The organism is Paenibacillus sp. J31P316, assembly GCF_056269105.1.
Map to the genome: position 1 here is coordinate 68093 of NZ_JBWDNI010000017.1, position 15211 is coordinate 83303.

Annotated in this window: 16 protein-coding genes; 7 read left to right on the forward strand and 9 right to left on the reverse strand. The window is 59.8% G+C overall.

Annotated elements, in window-relative coordinates; all coding sequences use genetic code 11:
* The first annotated feature begins 181 nt into the window (after positions 1–181).
* Together AC0YNU_RS27940 and AC0YNU_RS27945 are read left to right on the forward strand one after the other, a co-directional pair.
* A complete protein-coding gene (locus AC0YNU_RS27940) occupies positions 182–1417 on the forward strand; it encodes a multidrug effflux MFS transporter (RefSeq protein ID WP_475762428.1) in 1236 nt (411 codons plus the stop codon).
* Between the two features lie 188 nt (positions 1418–1605).
* Entirely contained in the window at positions 1606–2031 is a 426-nt protein-coding gene (locus tag AC0YNU_RS27945; RefSeq protein ID WP_475762554.1) for a VOC family protein, read from the forward strand.
* Between the two features lie 140 nt (positions 2032–2171).
* On the opposite strand, the gene AC0YNU_RS27950 is transcribed toward AC0YNU_RS27945, so the two are convergent.
* The 7 genes from AC0YNU_RS27950 to AC0YNU_RS27980 form a co-directional block, all read right to left on the reverse strand.
* Positions 2172–3302 (reverse strand): glycosyltransferase WbsX family protein, encoded by a 1131-nt coding sequence (locus AC0YNU_RS27950; RefSeq protein ID WP_475762430.1) that lies wholly within the window; start codon positions 3300–3302, stop codon positions 2172–2174.
* Between the two features lie 248 nt (positions 3303–3550).
* Positions 3551–4438: a helix-turn-helix domain-containing protein gene (locus AC0YNU_RS27955; protein WP_475762432.1), complete on the reverse strand. Its 888-nt coding sequence runs from the start codon at positions 4436–4438 to the stop codon at positions 3551–3553.
* A gap of 60 nt (positions 4439–4498) precedes the next feature.
* A complete protein-coding gene (locus tag AC0YNU_RS27960) occupies positions 4499–5332 on the reverse strand; it encodes a sulfite exporter TauE/SafE family protein (RefSeq protein WP_475762434.1) in 834 nt (277 codons plus the stop codon).
* A 287-nt stretch (positions 5333–5619) separates the two neighbouring features.
* Positions 5620–5922 carry a hypothetical protein gene (locus AC0YNU_RS27965; protein WP_475762436.1) on the reverse strand — a complete coding sequence of 101 codons (303 nt, stop codon included), beginning with the start codon at positions 5920–5922 and terminating at the stop codon, positions 5620–5622.
* A gap of 387 nt (positions 5923–6309) precedes the next feature.
* A complete protein-coding gene (locus tag AC0YNU_RS27970) occupies positions 6310–6588 on the reverse strand; it encodes a hypothetical protein (RefSeq protein ID WP_475762438.1) in 279 nt (92 codons plus the stop codon).
* Positions 6589–6660: 72 nt separating this feature from the next.
* Positions 6661–7641 carry a quinone oxidoreductase family protein gene (locus AC0YNU_RS27975; RefSeq protein ID WP_475762440.1) on the reverse strand — a complete coding sequence of 327 codons (981 nt, stop codon included), beginning with the start codon at positions 7639–7641 and terminating at the stop codon, positions 6661–6663.
* A gap of 96 nt (positions 7642–7737) precedes the next feature.
* Positions 7738–8298 (reverse strand): glutathione peroxidase, encoded by a 561-nt coding sequence (locus AC0YNU_RS27980; RefSeq protein WP_475762442.1) that lies wholly within the window; start codon positions 8296–8298, stop codon positions 7738–7740.
* A gap of 199 nt (positions 8299–8497) precedes the next feature.
* On the opposite strand from AC0YNU_RS27980, the gene AC0YNU_RS27985 reads away from it, so the two are divergent.
* From AC0YNU_RS27985 to AC0YNU_RS28000, 4 genes are all read left to right on the forward strand, one after another.
* Positions 8498–8872, forward strand: a complete 375-nt coding sequence (locus AC0YNU_RS27985; RefSeq protein ID WP_475762444.1) for a hypothetical protein — start codon at positions 8498–8500, stop codon at positions 8870–8872.
* A 71-nt stretch (positions 8873–8943) separates the two neighbouring features.
* On the forward strand, positions 8944–9630 hold the full coding sequence (locus AC0YNU_RS27990; protein ID WP_475762446.1) for a DUF421 domain-containing protein: 687 nt from the start codon (positions 8944–8946) through the stop codon (positions 9628–9630).
* Between the two features lie 222 nt (positions 9631–9852).
* Complete coding sequence (locus AC0YNU_RS27995; RefSeq protein ID WP_475762448.1) at positions 9853–10539, forward strand: futalosine hydrolase; 687 nt, start codon at positions 9853–9855, stop codon at positions 10537–10539.
* Positions 10536–11369: a 1,4-dihydroxy-6-naphthoate synthase gene (locus AC0YNU_RS28000; RefSeq protein ID WP_475762450.1), complete on the forward strand. Its 834-nt coding sequence runs from the start codon at positions 10536–10538 to the stop codon at positions 11367–11369. Before AC0YNU_RS27995 ends, AC0YNU_RS28000 begins: the two co-directional genes overlap by 4 nt.
* Positions 11370–11544: 175 nt before the next feature.
* Here the strand turns inward: AC0YNU_RS28000 and AC0YNU_RS28005 are convergent, their stop codons facing one another.
* A complete protein-coding gene (locus AC0YNU_RS28005; protein WP_475762452.1) occupies positions 11545–12381 on the reverse strand; it encodes an MBL fold metallo-hydrolase in 837 nt (278 codons plus the stop codon).
* Between the two features lie 262 nt (positions 12382–12643).
* Between AC0YNU_RS28005 and AC0YNU_RS28010 the strand changes: the two genes are divergently transcribed.
* Positions 12644–13567 (forward strand): NAD(P)/FAD-dependent oxidoreductase, encoded by a 924-nt coding sequence (locus AC0YNU_RS28010; RefSeq protein ID WP_475762454.1) that lies wholly within the window; start codon positions 12644–12646, stop codon positions 13565–13567.
* Positions 13568–13678: 111 nt separating this feature from the next.
* Here AC0YNU_RS28010 and AC0YNU_RS28015 read toward each other — a convergent pair whose 3' ends face one another.
* A complete protein-coding gene (locus AC0YNU_RS28015; RefSeq protein WP_475762456.1) occupies positions 13679–15136 on the reverse strand; it encodes a DEAD/DEAH box helicase in 1458 nt (485 codons plus the stop codon).
* Positions 15137–15211: the final 75 nt, after the last annotated feature.

The following is a 15211-nucleotide window of genomic DNA, read 5'->3' on the forward strand; positions in this document are numbered from 1 at the left end:
AAAGCCAGGGAGCATCGTAAAGCTTCGGCCCGCGACGACATGCGAATCTCGCCGTAACATGGTTTCGAGGTCGCGTTGAGTCCATTCGTTGACAGCCCGCGAGACATGTACCTATAATGATTCCAGCCCAAACGCTGCACTGCGAATTCGGCTCGATTGTTTCAAGGAAAGGAATCCATCCATGCCCTCATCATCTGAAGTATCCGCGGCGATGCCGCGTTCCAGGCGACTATGGACGGCCGGCGTGCTCGGTTCGCTGAGCGCGTTCGGTCCGCTCTCGCTGGATATGTATCTGCCCGCGCTGCCGAAGCTGGCCGGGGATCTGCATACCAGCACCTCCCTTGCCCAGCTCAGTCTGACGGCCTGCTTGATCGGCCTTGCGCTCGGCCAGCTGTTCGCGGGACCGATCAGCGACGTGCGAGGCCGGCGCGGCCCGCTGCTCGTCGGCCTGCTGCTCTACGCCGTATCTTCGCTGCTCTGCGCCGTGGCGCCCGGCATCGGCACGTTCATTGCGCTGCGCTTCATTCAAGGCCTTGCAGGCTCTGCCGGAATCGTCATCTCGAGAGCCATCGTCCGCGACCTGTACAGCGGCACGGAGCTGACGAAGTTTTTCTCGCTGCTCATGCTGGTGAACGGCATCGCCCCGATCGCCGCGCCGATCTTCGGCGGACAGCTTCTCCGCTTCACGGACTGGCAGGGCGTATTCGTCGTGCTTGGCGCGATCGGGTTAGTCATGTTCGTCGCCGTGCTGCTCGGATTGCCCGAGACGCTCCCTGCGGAACGCCGATCCAAGGGCGGCATCGCGAATACGCTCGGCACGTTCCGCCGACTGCTCGGGGACCGCGTATTCATGGGCTACGCGCTGGCGCAGGGCTTCGTCATGGCCGCAATGTTCGCGTATATCTCGGGCTCGCCGTTCGTGCTGCAGGACGTGTATGGCGTGTCTCCGCAGACGTTCAGCCTCTGCTTCGCCATCAACGGCCTCGGCATTATCGCAGCCAGCCAAATTGCGGGACGTCTTGCCGGCCGGATCAACGAAACGAAGCTGCTCGTCACCGGACTTGTCCTCGCGGCCGCCGGCGGCACCGTGCTGCTCATCATGCTGCTCGCTCACGCACCGCTCGGCTTCGTGCTTCCGCCGCTGTTCTTCGTCGTCGCGAGCGTCGGGATCGTCTCGACCATGGGCTTCTCGCTGGCCATGCGCAATCAAGGGCATGCCGCGGGCAGCGCCTCTGCGCTTCAGGGACTCATGTCGTTCCTCTTCGGCTCTATCGTAGCCCCGTTCGTCGGCATCGCGGGCAGCGAGACGGCTATCCCGATGGGCATTCTTATCGCTTGCCTCGACGTTGGCGCGGTCCTGATCTTCGTGCTGCTGGTCGGCCGCGGACGCAAGGCGGCGCCCGCCGATCCGCGGTAATAGCACGTGCTACGCGAATGGCGATAATGTTGGATCCCATCGTGCTTCACCCTCCTTCGGGAGGTTTTTTTATTTTCGCCATTGCGAACACATGTTCTATGTTATATACTGGATTTGTGGCGATACTGGATAGGGTTGTTGACTCTTTGGATGCCCATACCAATCTAGAATCAGAGGAGCTGTTGATGATGTCTTTGCGTCTGACCCCGTATTTCGTAATGAACGGCAATGCCCAGGAAGCGATCGAATTTTACGAGCGCGCGCTCGGTGCTTCGGTGCTGTTTAAGCAGACGTTCGGCGAGATGCCGTCCAATCCCGACTACCCGCTTCCGGATTCCGCGAAGGAACTGATTGGCCACGCCATGCTTAAGATTGGCGAATCCGACTTGATGTTCTCCGACGCGTTCGGCGGCGATGAGACCCGGATCGGCAATCAAGTGACGATCTGCATCACCCTGCAGGACGTCGAAGAGGCGCATCGCATCTTCAACGCGCTGTCCGACGGCGGACAAGTCGTCACGCCTCTCATGGACACGCATTTCAGCCCTGCATATGGCAGCGTTACCGATAAATTCGGCATTACGTTCCAATTTTTCACCGAAGGCAAGATGTAATTACGCGCTGCGATGATAGGGTAGGCTCGTTCCGTTTCGGAGGAGCTTCGCCATGCTTGTCTCGCAGCAAGCGGTCGAAACGCAAACAAGGCTCTGCGCGCCGTGGCGGCGAGCAGAACCTTGTTTTTCTTATCTAGGCGCTAGACGCCGAAAACCCGCTTGATGGCTTCCAAGTAAGCCAGACCGTTCTTCGTATCCGGTTCCAGATAGCTGCCTTCCGTCCACTCGTTCCATGCATTGATCGTGAACGCGCGGAACCCGTTGATATCCTGCTCCAGGAACAGCTTCATCCGCTCCAGCGACGCTTGGAACCGCTCCGGCGTATTGCCTGACAGCATACCCATGAACGGGTAACCCAGGTTGTCGAAGACGTCGGACTGCACGGTACGCGGCGAGGAATCCCAGCCCATCGTCACGTTCGGCAGATAAGGCAGCCCATGCTCGCGGGCGAATTTCTCCCAATCCGCAGCCGATCTCTCGGCGATGTCGGCGTACGGCGTCTCCGGGAACGAAGGCAGCTCCTGATGATGAATCCATACGTAAGAGGAGACGCTGTCGACGCCCAGTGCAGCCAGCATTTCGGTGCCGTTCGTGATTTTCTCTTCGCCCGGCAAGATCTGCACGCCCCAGACCACGGCATTCACATGCAGCTCGCCCAGTCCGGCCGCACGCACGCGATCCCGGAAATCGTCCAGCGCCGCGCGCGTTTCTTCGATGCCGCCCAAGCCTTTAACGAGACTCATCAGCTCGTACACGGAGAAATACAGCTTGCCATCCACCCGCCAATAGTTCGGGCGCGTGAAGTAGGCGGCAATCATATGATCCGTCGCCTTCGTGAACGCCTCGCGGCTTACCGTGCCTTGCGCCAACGTATTATACGGCTTGTTCCGAGGCGCCGGATGAATGTCGATCCAATCATGGTTCGCCCACATGAGCGCGAATTTGAGCCGCTCGTTGTTGGCGGCGCCGAAGAAGCCTTCTTCGAGCGCGCGTTCCAGATAAGGTCCGTCCTCGTACCAGTACCAATCGAATAGGAACGTATCCACGCCATGGTCGGCAGCGGCATCGATCTTCTGCGCCATATCTACCGGATTCGCTTCATCCGTATATCCCCACAGCGGCACCTTCGGCAGATCATGCCCCTCGAAGCGAGGCGTCGCCCGTTTCACGAGCTCCCATTCCGTCCAGTTCTCGCCATGCCAAGCTTCATTGCGCTTATCAACGTGATAATTCGGAAAATAATAGACCGCGACCTCGTACGGTTTCGTCATTTGCTAACCCCTCCGGCTGCTAAGAATCCGCTTTGCTGATTTCATCCTACTCCAGCGGGCGCGATCTGTATTTGGAGTGAAAGCGCCATCTTTTGCACAAACAGCGAAAAACGCGCAGGAAGCAGCTGACAACACAGGCGCAAAGGGTTGCTCTGCTCTGCTCTGCTCTGCTCTGCTCTGCTCTGCTCTGCTCTGCTCTGCTCTGCTCTGCTCTGCGCCTGAACCCGCCAGCCAAGCTCAGACAATCGTCAGTCCGCCGCCTGCTCCGAGCCCCGCAAGGAATCCGCGTATGCCCGGGGCGGCAGTCCCTCCAGCTTCTTGAACAGGCGGCTGAAATAATGAAGGTCTTCGTAGCCGCAGCGTTCCGCCACTTCGCCGATGGAGAGCCCGCCCTGACGCAGCAGTTCCTTCGCCCGCTCCATGCGCAGCCGGGTCAGATAGCGCGTCCACGACAACCCTGTGGCCTGCTTGAACAACGTCCGCGCATACTTCAGCGTCATTCCGTAGCGGCTGACGACCTTCTCCAGGTCGGCCTCTGCCCGCAAGCCTGCACCGTGCATGAGCGCGATCATTTCAGTAATCATCGCTTTGTGCGGATTGTCCTGACGTATGCCTTCCGACGTATGGGTCTCTTCCAGCAGCAGACCGATGATATCGAGCAAGCAGGCTCTCGTCCGCGCTTGATAGCCGAAGGGCTTGCGGTCGAAGAGCGCATGCAGGTCGGCGAATCGCTCGCTGAACTTGTGCGAAGCGCCGGTCGAATAGAACGAAGGCAGCGCGAAGTCCGTTACGGTCTGCACCGGCCGCTCCAGCAGTTCCTCCTGCACGGGCACCTCGGGGAGATTCGCATAATCCACCTGCACGTAGATATCGTCGGAGAAATCCAGCTCGCGTCCCATATAGACCAGATCAAAATGGCAGGCGTAATACGCGAATGCGCCGCCAGCCGGCACGCGGCACGCATTTACCGTAAGCGGCGGAATGACATGGAGATCGCCTGCCTGCAGCAGCACTTCCTCCTCGCCAAGGGTGAAGAGCGCGCTCCCGCGCGTAATATAGATAAACTCGTAATCATAAATGATGCGGCGCGGCACCCTGTAGGTCTCGTCGCCTTCATTGTAGTGGACATAACGCACGTAAGGGGCTAATTGCCGAAGCCCGATCGGAATGGTCGTAGACAGGCTCCTCGCCCCCTTCTAGGTCAAAATGATGCGCAGCGCGAACAGCAGCAGAGCGACGCACATGATGCGAATGAGCAGCACGCTTCCGATGCGGCGCGAGACGCGCGCTCCCAACCAGCCGCCCAGCAGCGCACCCGGCGCCAGCGACAAGACGAGCAGCCAATCCCATTCGCCGCGGATCACGTGCATGCCGCTTCCGAACAGGGCAGAGACGAAGATAACCGCCATCGAAGTGGCGGAAGCGATGTGCGGCGGGAAGCGGAACAGCAGCAGCATGGCCGGAATAAGCAGCACGCCGCCGCCGATGCCAAGCAGACCGGCAATCAGCCCGACCAACCCGCCGATGATCAGCGCAGGGATCGCATTGAAGCCGTATTCCTGCTGCGTCCCGGCAGCGTCGGTATAGGTGCGCACATAGCGCCATTTGCCTTGATAAGGCTTGATCCGGCTGCGAAGCAGCAGCAGGACGACCATGAACAGCATGAAATAGCCGAATATCCGGCGAAAAGCATCCGGGTCGAAGAGCGCGGTCAAGCTCGCCCCGACCATGGACATCGGACCGCTCGAGATCGCGAAGAACAGCGCGCTTCGCAAATCCGCTTTGCCTTCTTTCACGAACGTCAACGTAGACGTAAACGACGTACATACGAGCGCGCCGAGCGATACGCCGACCGCAAGCGCCGTATTGATTTCCATGCCAAGCAAGGTCGGGCCAAGCAGCAGCAGCGCGGGCACGATAATTACCCCGCCGCCCAGGCCGACGATGGCACCGAACGTCGAAGCTACCAGGCCCAGCACGAACATGGCAAGCAATGTGGACATGTCCCACATCATAACGGCTGGATACACGAAATTGCACCTCATGTCGCATTTCAGAATGTCGGCCGCGCATCCGTTCCGAGCGACACCTTGCATGATGCCAGGACTCGATTCGACAGCGTATGACGGCTTCAGCGAATATAGGTATCATTATAGCGAACCAGCCGTTCTTTTCCCATCTATCGTCTCATGATCGCACGGTTCAGCGGCAGGACACGAACGCGCGATACTCCCCATTCGCACGCAAAAATAAGGGCTTCCCCGCGTCCTCGTCAGACTTCGGGAAAGCCCTTACCGTTTATTCGAAATGATCAAGATCATGATTCCGCTTCTTCTTCCGCTGCCTCCTCGGCAGCAGCTTCGACTTCCTCGTCGGCAGCAGCTTCTTCAGCTTCTTCCTCGGATTCATCGGCTTGCGCTTCTTGCTCCTCGGATGCTTCCGAAGCGTCGTCCGCTTCTTCCGCGGCTTCTTCGGACTCCTCGGATTCGTCGGATGCTTCGGCTTCTTCAGCCGCCTCTTCCGCTGCTTCCTCGCTGGCTGCAGCGACTTCTTCAATCGCCTCGAGCTCGATAGAAGCTGCTTCGGCGTTTACCTCTACAATCTCTTCCTCATGGCTCATATTACTCACCTCCCGGGCATCAATTACTATAATTGTAGCGCTTTCACGGAGGCAAACAAGGGTGTAAAATGTCGCAACCTGCCGCTTGGCAACTTTATTTTTAATTCATTCGCCTACCTGCCAAGGCTCGCCACGGGACGACAAAAAACCCGCGATTCCATCACGGGGAAAAGAAAGAAAAGTTCTATTCTATGCAACTTGGTGCCATCACGCGCCGCAAAAAAGCGGGATGAAAGCAAACCTGCAGAATTGGAGTTCGGAGATCCGCCGCTCGGGAACTTTACCCGTTCCTCGGTAACAAGCCGCCTTCCGATCAGCCTTTTCAGATCACAAAAAAAGGACAGCAATGGCCGCTGCCCTTCTTTCCTTCGTTGACGCTTCAGACGATTAATCGATATAGCCGGCTACGCCTTTGTCCATCAGGTAGTCCATTTCCGCGTCCAAAATGTTCTCTACCGTCAGCTCGTCCGATTTCAAGCCCGGGCGGCTCAAAATATAGTCCGTCAGCTCGTCGCTGTCGATATTCACTTCGCCGTTCTTGTCTTCCTTCGCGCTGTTGATGAACGTCTGTTCATGCTTCAGCACCTGCTCGATCAGCTTGGCATCCGCCTTTGTTTTGCCCGCAATGTACTGCACCAGCTCGATCATGTTGATTTGCTCACTCAATTCGGTTACCCCCTGTGCATTGTGTTCATGTAGCGCCATTGTAACACAGCGGCCCCGAGTACTCCAAAAAAGCTAAGGGATCAACAGAATCTTGCCCGTGCTTGTCCGGCTCTCGATGAGACGGTGCGCGTCCGCTCCCTGCGCAAGCGGAAACACCTTAGGCGCTTCCAGCTTGAGCCTGCCCGCGAGCACTTCCCCGAACAAGGAAGCCGACCGCGAGATCCGCGCTTCAGCCGTCGCGACATGATTCCACAAGTCTCCGCCAGTCAGCGTCTTGCTCGTATCCATCAGCATCCGCGGATCGATGAAGGGCGGGTCCCCGCCGGCCATGCCGAAGAACACGACCGTTCCGCGCGTGCGGACGGCCCTGAAGCTGTCCATCAGCGTGGCGCCTACGGAATCGTAGGCGACGTCCATGCCCGGCTCACCCTTTCCATGGGCGGCCGACCACTGTATGCAGCCGTCGACCCAGTCATCCTCATACAGCAGTACTTCATCCGCGCCGGCCCGAAGCGCCGCTTCCCTTTTGGCCCCGCTGGAAGTCAGCCCGAGCACGCGGGCGCCTTTGGCTTTGCACAGCTGGACCAGCAGTTGGCCGACGCCGCCGGCAGCGGCATGAACCAACACCCTGTCGCCCGGCCCGACGGCGAAGCTGTCATTCGCCAGGTAATGGGCGGTCAGTCCTTGCAGCAGCACCGCGGCGGCGGTCTCGAAGCTGATCTCCTCGGGCAGCGGAATGATTTTATCCGCCGGTACGACGACGAGCTCCGCGTTGGCATGCGGTACGTCCGCGAAGCCGACGCGGTCGCCGACCCGGACTCCGACTACGTCCGAGGCCGTTTCTTCAACAACCCCGGCTCCCTCGTAGCCGAGAATGTAGGGCGGCTCGCCAACCAAATGGTAATTGCCGCGTCGGCGGTACACGTCGGCGTAGTTAAGGCCGATCGCTCTCGTTCGTACCTTCACCGTTCCCGTCGCAAGCGCAGGATCGGGAATACCCTCAAGCGCCAGCACCTCCGGTCCGCCGAAGGCATGAAATACCAATGCTTTCATTGCGCGCATTCCTCCTGTCGTATCTCCTCTAGTGTATCCGAATTCCGAGAGAAGGATTTGGCGGGAGATGCAAGGCTCGTTCGGAGTGAAGGATCTTTATTGCGCGCCGTTCAGCAGCGCTTCGATATCGGCTGTCATGGACAGCGGCTCGACCGTGGATTCGTACCGTCCCGCGACTTCGCCGCGGCGGTTAACGAGAAACTTGGTGAAGTTCCATTTGATCGAGTCGTCGTTCAGCCATTGCGGAAGCTTCTCGCTCAGGAAGGAGTGAAGCATTTTGCCGCTGGGCTCGTCGGTGTTGAAGCCGAGAAAAGGAGCCCGCTCCGTCAAATGACGGAAGACGGGATGCGCGTCCTCGCCCCGCACGTCCGTTTTGGCAAACAGCGGGAACGTCACGCCGTAATTCAGCTGGCAGAAGCTTTGTACGTCCGAGTTAGCGCCCGGCTCCTGCTCGCCGAATTGGTTGGACGGGAACCCGAGAATGCGCAGGCCTTGGCCGCCGAATTGCTCGTGGAGCTTTTGCAGCTCCTCGTATTGAGGCGTGAAGCCGCATTTGCTGGCCGTGTTGACGATAAGCAGCACCTCGCCTTTGTAATCCGCCAAAGATTGCTCCTTGCCTTGAATGGTCGTTGCTTGCAGGTCGTATAGTGTCGTCATGAATGTATCCCTCCGAATTTAATTTTAATAAATTTAATTGCATACAATTTATATTTAAAACAATACCAGTCCGAACTTCTCCCGTCAACCGCCACTTTAGTTCGAATCCGTCTTGCAGCTGCCGGCTTAGCATGCCGTATATTTCCAGCCCCTTCCTCAAACACTACACGCAATACGATGCCGAGGAGGCTGATTGGCCATGTCCCAGCGAACTTTGACGGTCGTGCTCGCCTTGATTCTGCTGGCGATGATAGCGGCGTCTTACGCCGTGCAGTACAGCCTATTCGGCAACCGCCCCAACTTCGAGCAGCAGCTGGCCGCGATCGAGCCCCTGGCGGAAGCCGGCCGATGGACGGATGCCGAGCAGGCAGGGAAAGCCGTCGACCGCCGCTGGAGGAAGGGGAAGACGTTCATCGCCATCAAATACGCGGATTCCGATTACACGCTGCTCAACGTCACCTTGCTCGAGCTGCTGAGCGCCATCAAATCGCATAACACGGAAGAAGTCCGGCGGACGTCGCGCATCACGCTCTATTTGTTCGAGCAGCTTACGTCCATCGCGCCGAGGTCTTGATTTTAAGCTAACGCTGTATCTTAGTCATATTCCGTTGTCGCTGCCGCAATCAACAAGGAGGATACGTCTGCATGCTGAACGATTTACTCATCTACGCGGTCCGCGCCGTCATCATCGTGCTCGCAACGTGGCTCGTCACCAATTTCATCGGCAAAAAGGCGATCGCCCAAGTCACGCCCTACGATGTCGCCGTCCTGTTCATTCTGTCGAACATGGCCGCCCAACCGCTCGTCAACAAGGACCCGTTCAAGACCGCCATCGGCATGGCCATACTCGGCATCATTACGGTGCTGATCGGCCGCCTGTCGCTGTTTCGCATGTTCTACGCCATCGACTATACGCCGAGCCTGCTCATCCGCGAGGGTGAAATCGATATGAAGGAGCTGCGCAAAAACCGCATGAGCCTGTATACGATGCTATCCTTGCTGCGGGAACAGGGCTATTTCCAGCTGTCCGACGTGCACTATGCCATTTTGGAATCCGGCGGCTCCTTGTCCGTCATTCCGAAAGCCGCGGCGCGCCCGATCCAGCCGCCCGACCTGCACCTCGATCCTCCGGAGCAAAAGCTCTCCTATCCGCTCATCATGGACGGGGAGCTGCTCCCGCAGTCCATTAACGCCGCCGGCATTACCGAGAAATGGCTGCTTCATTCGCTGCGCAAGCAGTTCGACGCCGCGCCGCGCGAGCTCTGCTACGCCGAGCTGACTTCGGAAGGGAAGCTGTTCGTACAGCGGACAAGCGCGGGCAGCAGCGGGTAGTAGTCGTGAATTAGCCGTAAATCAGCTGTGTATGATCCGTAAATTAGCGCTGAATGAACGGTCAATGAAGGGTGAATGAACGGTGAATACGTGGTGGATGGAACGGATCCTTGGCTGCCTGCAAGGTTGAATATGCCGATCGACAGCGGTACAATGAAAATCGATTAGTAACTAAACTATCTATAGCGGCAGCTGGCCGAGCTGCTTGAAGGAGACGTTAAGATGAGCAAAGAGCAGATTACCATCGGCGGCCGCGTGCTCGTCGTCACCGCGGTCGACGCCGAGCGTGACGCGGTGCTTCGCGGCGTCGCCGGCGACGATCGGTTTCACGTGATCGCCGCCGGCGTCGGCCCGGCGGCAGCCGCGGCTGGGACCGCATTCGCGCTGGCAGCCGCCGGCCAAACGGCGGACACCCGCTATGCGCTGGTGATCAGCGCCGGCATCGCCGGGGGGTTCCCGGGCCGCGCGGCCGTCGGATCCGTCGTCGTGGCCAGCGACATCATCGCCGCGGACCTCGGCGCCGAGACCCCGGACGGCTTCGCCAGCGTGGACGAGCTCGGCTTCGGCTCGGCCCGCATCGCGACCGACGCCCGCATCGCGGGCGCCTTGGCAGCGGGCATCGCCGCGGCCGGTCTGCCGGTGAGCCTGGGCCCCGTGCTCACCGTGTCCACCGCGACGGGCTCGGCCCATGCCGCCGCGGAGCATGAACGGCGCGTGCCGGGCGCCGCGGCCGAAGCCATGGAGGGCTTCGGCGCAGCCACGGCCGCGCAGCAGCTGGGCGTGCCCGCGCTGGAGCTGCGGGCCATCTCCAATGCCGTCGGCCCGCGCGACAGGTCCGCCTGGCGGATCGGCGACGCGCTGCAAGCGCTGGAACACGCAAGCCAGATTTTGAAAGAGGTGCTCTCATGAAAATAGCTTTCTCCCCTTGTCCGAACGACACGTTCGTCTTCCATGCGCTCGTCCATGGCCTCGTGCCGGACGCCCCGGAATTCGAAGTCACGTATGCCGATATCGACATCACGAATAACTGGGCCGCCGCTGGAGAAGGCCCTGAGGTGCTGAAAATCTCCTACGCCGCCTTGCCTTGGGTGCTTGATGATTACGCCCTGCTGCCATGCGGCGGCGCGCTCGGACGCGGCTGCGGACCGCTCGTGCTGACCAAGGACAAGCTCGGCAATCCCGCAGAACTGGCCGGCAAACGCGTCGCCGTGCCCAGCGAGCGGTCTACCGCTTATCTGTTATTCCGTCTATGGGCAGCCCAAAACATCCCGGCCGGCAATCTCGAAATCATCGTCATGCCCTTCCATGAAATCATGCCCGCCGTTCGGGATGGCGCGATCGACGCCGGCCTCGTCATTCACGAAGCCCGCTTCACGTACCAGAACTACGGCTTGAGCCTGCTCGCCGACATGGGAAGCTGGTGGGAATCCGACACCGGCCTGCCGATTCCGCTCGGCGCCATCATCGCCCGCCGCTCCCTGGACACGGCTTCGCTGACGAAATGGATTCACGCCTCGGTAGATTACGCCTGGGCCAATCCCGAAGTCTCGCAAGACTATGTCATGGCGCATGCGCAAGAGATGTCGCCGGACGTGGCGAAGCAGCATATCTCGCTCTACGTCAACGAATTCACCGCCAATCTTGGCGCCAGCGGGTACGCCGCCGTCGAATCCTTGCTCGGCCGTGCCATGCGGGAAGGCCTCGTGCCGAAATTCGATCTTGCGAAGCTGCGCGCTTGATGCCCACAGCAGACATACTTCCTGCGATAGGGCCGTGCGTGCCTGACATTGTTCCGCGCACCAAGCACGACTGATGAATAAACCAAAAAACACTTCCTCGGCGGAAGTGTTTTTCTTATATGCCTCGTTATTTATCGCCGACTTGGCTGCTCCCACGTCAACCGCCTCATGCTGTCTACACCCCGCGCAGCTCCCGTTCGAACAACTCTTGGTTGCCCTTGTGAAACTTCCGCATATTGCGCGGAAACCGGCAGTCTGCGATCAACGCATCGATCGTCGGCTGATCCCCCGCCCTGACGGCATCCCGCATCGCCGCAATATAGGCATAATCCGCGGCCTGCCTGCGCTTCATCTCCGCCTGATCCGTCGTCGAGGCACCGTGTCCCGGAATCAACCGCGTGATAGCGTGCGAGGCCAGCATGCCGTCGAGCTTGGCAAGCGATGCTTCGTACAGCGTGCTGCTGTGGTAAATATACGGAAACTCGATATCCGACCAATAGTCGCCCGCGAGCAGGAGACCGAGCGGCTCCACCACCGTAAACAGTCCGTCGTCGTTGTGTCCCGGCGACTGGTAGAAGACAAGCTCCAACGAACCCGAAGCGCCGAGCCGGAGCCGTACGCCGTCCCCTTCGATGGCATGCGTGACGGCCGGATACCGCATCTCGTATGGCCGTTCCAAGTAATAGTCGTCATCGAACGCTCGAATCTGCTCCACGATGCGGGCTTTGGCCGCTTCGTCTTTGCCGGCCAGCGCAGCCGACGCAATGATTTCCGCATCCGGAAAAGCGCCGCAGCCGAGGATATGGTCGAAATCCGAGTGCGTGAGCAGCACGTACTTGCGTTTCCCGTTCACGGCCGCGTCGTCGGCGTAACGCCGAATCTCCTGCACCTCGTGCGGCAGCCAGCCCGGATCGACGATCAGCACCGCATCCTCACCCTGGATGACGGCAGAGGTTGTTTTGTACAAAGCGCTTTCGAAGAGGGTAAGCGCGCCTTTTCGCAGTTTGATCATGGTTCGCAAGCAGCCTCCGTTCGTAATAAAATTCCGATTTGGCGATGGGATGGATTTCCTTCCCTTACGCATTCACATACCTAACCGTTCCCACGCTCATATGCCAAACCAAAGCTGCCTCGCATGGTGGCGGATGTCCAACCAATCCAACACATAGAACCGTGAATTCCCGCCAAACTAGAGGAGTGATGGAACGATGGAAAATAACGCAAACCCGGGCATTATTACCCGGCTTCATTCACCAGTAAAGGAGTTGCCCCAGATGCTAGACTGCATCATCATCGGCGGAGGACTTGCCGGCCTGCAGGCCGCCATTCAGCTCGGGCGATACGCCGCGCATGACGTACTCGTCATTGATTCCGACGGCGGCCGTTCCTTGCTATGCCGGAATTACCGCAACCTACTCGGATATCCGGATGGCGTATCGGGCGAAGCGCTTCGCGAGGCAGGCCGCAGACAGGTCGCCGAATACGGCATCGAGATGATCGAGGACCGAATTGCGGAAGCCGAGCATCTGGAGCAGGGCGGCTTCCGTTTCCATGGCGCCAGCGGCGCCGTATATGAAGCGCGCACGGCGCTGATCGCTACCGGCGTCATGGACCGGCTGCCCGATTGGCCGGGGCTGCGGGAATGCCTCGGGCTGACCGTCTTCGTCTGCCCCGACTGCGACGGCTACGAGATTCGCGGCCGCGAAACGCTCGTGCTCGGATCCGGCGACGTTGGCGCCAACATGGCGCTGACGCTGCTGAATTGGACGGACCGTCTGCTTTATTTGCGCCAGGAGGAGGAAGAACATCCGCTGAGTCCGGAATTGGAGGAACGGTTGGCGGCAGCCGGCATTCCGCATCGCATTGAACCGGTACAAGCCATTTCCGCCGCGAATGGCGGCGTCCTGCGCGGGGTCGTGCTGGCGAACGGCTCGGAGCTTGCCGCCGATCGGGCGTTCGTCGCCTTCGGCGGCAACGAGGTGCGCACGCAGCTGGCCGGCCAGCTCGGCGCGCGCCTGCACCGGAACCGGCACGTTTGGACGGATGCCCGCACCAAGCTGACCAGCGTGCCGAATCTCTGGGCGGCCGGCGATATCGCCTTGCACTCCGAGCAGGCCACGGTCGCCATGGGCGACGGCGCGCAAGCGGCCATTTGGATGCATAAACAGCTGATGGAGGATGCCGAGAAGCGGCGCTGACCCATGTTGGATGGGGCTTCTGTCTGCGGCTGTTCCCGTTGTCCGTCGACCTGCTTTCGCATTAGCAAATCGCTGCTGCGTCTTCCAGCAGTGACGCCCTATCGTCCTGCCCTATCTGTTCGCTTCGTGCACCTTCAGCTGCTTGCCCTTGATCGTCGTCGTCTTCATGGCGCGCAGGACAAGCGGCCCCTTGCCGTTCAGAATATCGACGAACGTTACGTTGTCCTGCATCGCGATAATGCCGATATCCGCGGCCGTGACACCCTCCAGCTTCGCGATCGTTCCGACAAAATCAACCGCGCGGAGCTTCTTCTTCTTGCCCCCGTTGAAGTACAGCTTCATAATATCCTGGCTAAGCAGCTCCCGCTTGTCCAGCCGCGGCGCTTCGACCGACTCCAGCTTGCGCTCGAAAGCGGTACGCGACGCTTCGACCGTTTCCCTGGAAGGCGCTTCGACACGAGGCAGCGAGAATCCAAGATAGCCCTCGATCTCGGCCAGACGCCGTTCCTCGCGGGGCGTCGCGAATGTTATCGCCTCGCCGGTCAAGCCCGCCCGGGCCGTGCGGCCGATCCGGTGCACGAATTTCTCGCTGTCCATCGGCAGGTCGTAATTGACGACATGCGTAACCTGCTCAATGTCGATGCCGCGCGCCGCAAGATCCGTCGCCGCCAGGTACCGGAATTCCCCGCGACGGAACGCATGCATGACCGCGAAGCGATCGTCCTGCTCCATGCCGCCATGAATTTTGTCGCAGGGATATCCGCTGCGCCGCAGCTCGCGGGCAACCTCGTCGACCGCCTCCTTCGTCGAGCAGAAGACGATGCAGCTGTCCGGATTGTCCACGACCGTGACCGCTTTCAGCAGCGCGAGCTTGTTCGTTTCCTCCACGATGTAGAGCTTATGCGTAATCCGGTCCACCGCCACGCCCGGCGATTCGATGTCGATGTGAAGCGGATCGCGGAGATGCGTCCGGCACAGCCGTTCCACGTCCTCCGGCAGCGTCGCCGAGAACAGCAGCGTGACCCGGTCCTTCGGCAGCTGCTCCAGAATCGACTCTACTTGCTCGATAAACCCGCGGTTCAGCATCTCATCGGCCTCGTCGATGACGAGATACCGGATCCGCTCCACGTTCAACGTGCCGCGCTGAATATGATCCAGCACGCGGCCGGGCGTCCCCGCGACGGCATGAACCTTCTGCTTCAGCTCGATCTTCTGCGCGGCGAACGGCTGCTGGCCGTAGATCGCAACCGCCTTAATGCGCTTAAAGCGGCCCAGATTGACGAGGTCTTCTTTAACCTGCCCCGCCAGCTCGCGCGTCGGCGTCAGCACAAGCGCCTGCGGACGGTTCTCCGCCCAGTCGATCCCCTCGCAGATCGGAATGCCGAACGCCGCCGTCTTCCCGCTCCCTGTCTGCGCACGGACGGTCAGGTCCCGCTGCGCCATCACATGCGGTATAACCTCGCGCTGCACCGGTGTCGGCTCTGCATAGCCGAGGCTGTCGACCGCCCGACAAATCTCATCGCTCAACCCGTACTCTTGAAATGTATTTCCTTGTTTCTCAACGCCCATATTCGTTATTCGATCTCCTTCGCGCACATCTGTATATGATGCCAGTATACCTCATCCTCTTGCCTGACGCTCGGT

Excerpts from the sequence above, each read along its gene's own strand:
- AC0YNU_RS27940 (WP_475762428.1), top strand. The coding sequence starts at position 182 with ATGCCCTCATCATCTGAAGTATCCGCGGCGATGCCGCGTTCCAGGCGA.
- AC0YNU_RS28015 (WP_475762456.1), bottom strand. The coding sequence starts at position 15,136 with ATGGGCGTTGAGAAACAAGGAAATACATTTCAAGAGTACGGGTTGAGC.
- AC0YNU_RS27950 (WP_475762430.1), bottom strand. The coding sequence starts at position 3,302 with ATGACGAAACCGTACGAGGTCGCGGTCTATTATTTTCCGAATTATCAC.
- AC0YNU_RS27965 (WP_475762436.1), bottom strand. The coding sequence starts at position 5,922 with ATGAGCCATGAGGAAGAGATTGTAGAGGTAAACGCCGAAGCAGCTTCT.
- AC0YNU_RS27995 (WP_475762448.1), top strand. The coding sequence starts at position 9,853 with ATGAGCAAAGAGCAGATTACCATCGGCGGCCGCGTGCTCGTCGTCACC.
- AC0YNU_RS28005 (WP_475762452.1), bottom strand. The coding sequence starts at position 12,381 with ATGATCAAACTGCGAAAAGGCGCGCTTACCCTCTTCGAAAGCGCTTTG.
- AC0YNU_RS28000 (WP_475762450.1), top strand. The coding sequence starts at position 10,536 with ATGAAAATAGCTTTCTCCCCTTGTCCGAACGACACGTTCGTCTTCCAT.
- AC0YNU_RS27945 (WP_475762554.1), top strand. The coding sequence starts at position 1,606 with ATGTCTTTGCGTCTGACCCCGTATTTCGTAATGAACGGCAATGCCCAG.
- AC0YNU_RS27980 (WP_475762442.1), bottom strand. The coding sequence starts at position 8,298 with ATGACGACACTATACGACCTGCAAGCAACGACCATTCAAGGCAAGGAG.
- AC0YNU_RS28010 (WP_475762454.1), top strand. The coding sequence starts at position 12,644 with ATGCTAGACTGCATCATCATCGGCGGAGGACTTGCCGGCCTGCAGGCC.
- AC0YNU_RS27975 (WP_475762440.1), bottom strand. The coding sequence starts at position 7,641 with ATGAAAGCATTGGTATTTCATGCCTTCGGCGGACCGGAGGTGCTGGCG.
- AC0YNU_RS27985 (WP_475762444.1), top strand. The coding sequence starts at position 8,498 with ATGTCCCAGCGAACTTTGACGGTCGTGCTCGCCTTGATTCTGCTGGCG.
- AC0YNU_RS27990 (WP_475762446.1), top strand. The coding sequence starts at position 8,944 with ATGCTGAACGATTTACTCATCTACGCGGTCCGCGCCGTCATCATCGTG.